This is a genomic window from Parabacteroides sp. AF21-43 (assembly GCF_003635435.1).
GTDB lineage: Bacteria > Bacteroidota > Bacteroidia > Bacteroidales > Tannerellaceae > Parabacteroides > Parabacteroides distasonis.
This window is the reverse complement of record NZ_QTMG01000062.1, coordinates 1-2,046: the sequence shown is the minus strand read 5'-3', so window position 1 is coordinate 2,046 and position 2,046 is coordinate 1. Positions and strand designations below refer to the sequence as shown.

Sequence of the window (2,046 nt, the reverse complement as noted above, 5' to 3'; positions counted from 1 at the left end):
ACAGGTGAGGTCGGTTTCGTTACGGCAAGTTCCAGATGCTCTTTCATGACAACTCCCGTCTGTGCCTGCAACACCGCGCCCATTATCTTCTGCCGAAGCTCACGGACATTACCCGGCCACGGATGGGTCAGCAATGTCTTACGGGCTTCCGCATCGAACCCAGTCACGCTACATTCCAATTCATTGTTGGCAATCTCACGGAAGAACTCCGCCAACGGCATGATGTCCTCCTGACAGTCACGCAAGGGCGGAACAGTTATCTCGAAGTCGTGCAAACGGTACAGCAAATCCTGTCGGAAACGTTTTTCAATGACCGCTTTCTCCAGATCCTCGTTGGTGGCGGTGATGATGCGGACATTGAAGCTCTTGTCCGTCTTGTCACCTATAGGGCGGTATCTCCGTTCCTGTATGGCACGGAGTAACATCTGCTGGGTTTCCAATGCGAGATTGCCTACCTCATCCAAGAACAATGTGCCACCCTCTGCCTCATTGAAGTATCCTTTCTTTGTGCTGTCCGCACCCGTAAACGCGCCTTTGACATGTCCGAAGAATGCCGAGGGCGCAAGGTCTTTGGAGAGTGAACCGCAGTCCACAGGCACAAACGGTTTCCCTGCCCTTTTGCTCTTATCATGCAGATGGTGGGCGATATGCTCCTTGCCCGTGCCGTTCTCTCCGAATATCAGCACGCTCATATCAGTAGGGGCAACTAATCTTATCTGTTGCATGATTTTCTGAAAGGCGGAACTGTCACGGGCAAAAACGGGCATACGATTTCGTCCGATACTCCGTTCTTTCAGGATGGTATGAAGCAGAGGCATAAGTTTATCCTCCACAAGCTGCTTGGGGATATAGTCCAGCGAGCCGAGTTTCATACTTTCGACTGCCGTATGCACTTCGGCATAGTTGGTCATGATGATTAACGGTTGTGTCATGCCTTCCTTGCGCATCCATCGTAATAGGTCGATGCCGTCACCGTCGGGTAGTCGTAGGTCAGAAACCACGATGTCCCCGTCTGAGGCTTGTTGCAGAAGTTTCTTCGCGGTCGAGAGGTGGTAAGCCTGCACGGTACGGAATCCTTCCCGTGCCAGCAGGTTGCAGACAAACTCGCAATACACGATATTGTCCTCCACCACGATGATTCTTGTTTTATCCATTTTCGTATTTTTCCTTTCTTCTTTTGCCTGCCGGATAATTTCAGCACCTTTATCCAGCACAGCCGGTCACCGCTTTGCATATCGCTTCGTCATCTGGAGTGGCACTTCCATGAAGTTGGGCGTAAAGTTCCCTCAATGGCTGGTCGGCACGGAGAATCTGCCATGAACTTCGCAGATGGTGTGTAAGTGTGTCCAGTTCTTGGAGGTCTTTACGCTGTTCTGCATCCTTGACCGCCTGCATTTCCTTTTCGGTTTCCGCTATCAGTTTGTCCAGCATGACGGATTCATTGCCATAAGATAGCAGAGTGGAAAAATCCGGCTTTTCATCCAATATGCTGCTTAATGCGCATTTATCCGTAATCTCCATCAGTTCGGATATGGAGAACGGCTTGAACAGGCATCCGGCAAATCCACGCCCTATAAGTTCCTCCTTGCTGCAACTGCCCGAAGCGGTTGTCACGACTATGGGAATACTCTTCGAGTTGCCTACATTGGATGAGCGCAACAGTTCCAGCAGTTCAAAACCGCTTATCTCAGGCATATTCAGATCCGTCAGAAGCAGGCTGTATTCCTTTTTTCGTATCAGCTCCATCAGTACCGAAACATTGGTACAGGTATCGCAGTGCATCCCTTCATGGGCATACATTTCTTTCAACATAAGGAGAAGTACCTCGTCATTGTCGATGGCAATCACATCATGGCAGATATGATTATGGCGCATTTGCGCTTGAATTGTCTGTTCCGGCAGTTCCTCGGCTGTCTGCATGGGAATTTCCACCGTGAAGCGGCTCCCTTTGCCTTTCTCGCTTTCCAAGCGTATAGTTCCACCGAGCATCGCCACAATACGCTGCACGATGGACAATCCTAATCCGAAGCCGTCTTTTGCGGCGGC

1 protein-coding gene and 1 pseudogene are annotated in these 2,046 nt (G+C 50.4%); both read right to left on the bottom strand.

The genetic code is table 11. The features are described from left to right. Positions 1–1,154 (bottom strand): sigma-54 dependent transcriptional regulator (locus DWX84_RS21285; protein ID WP_233573985.1); only part of this gene is annotated, 1,154 nt, incomplete at its 3' end. Beyond that, positions 1,147–2,046, bottom strand: a pseudogene (locus tag DWX84_RS21280) (response regulator); the annotation flags it as partial. The gene DWX84_RS21285 and the pseudogene DWX84_RS21280, both read right to left, overlap by 8 nt.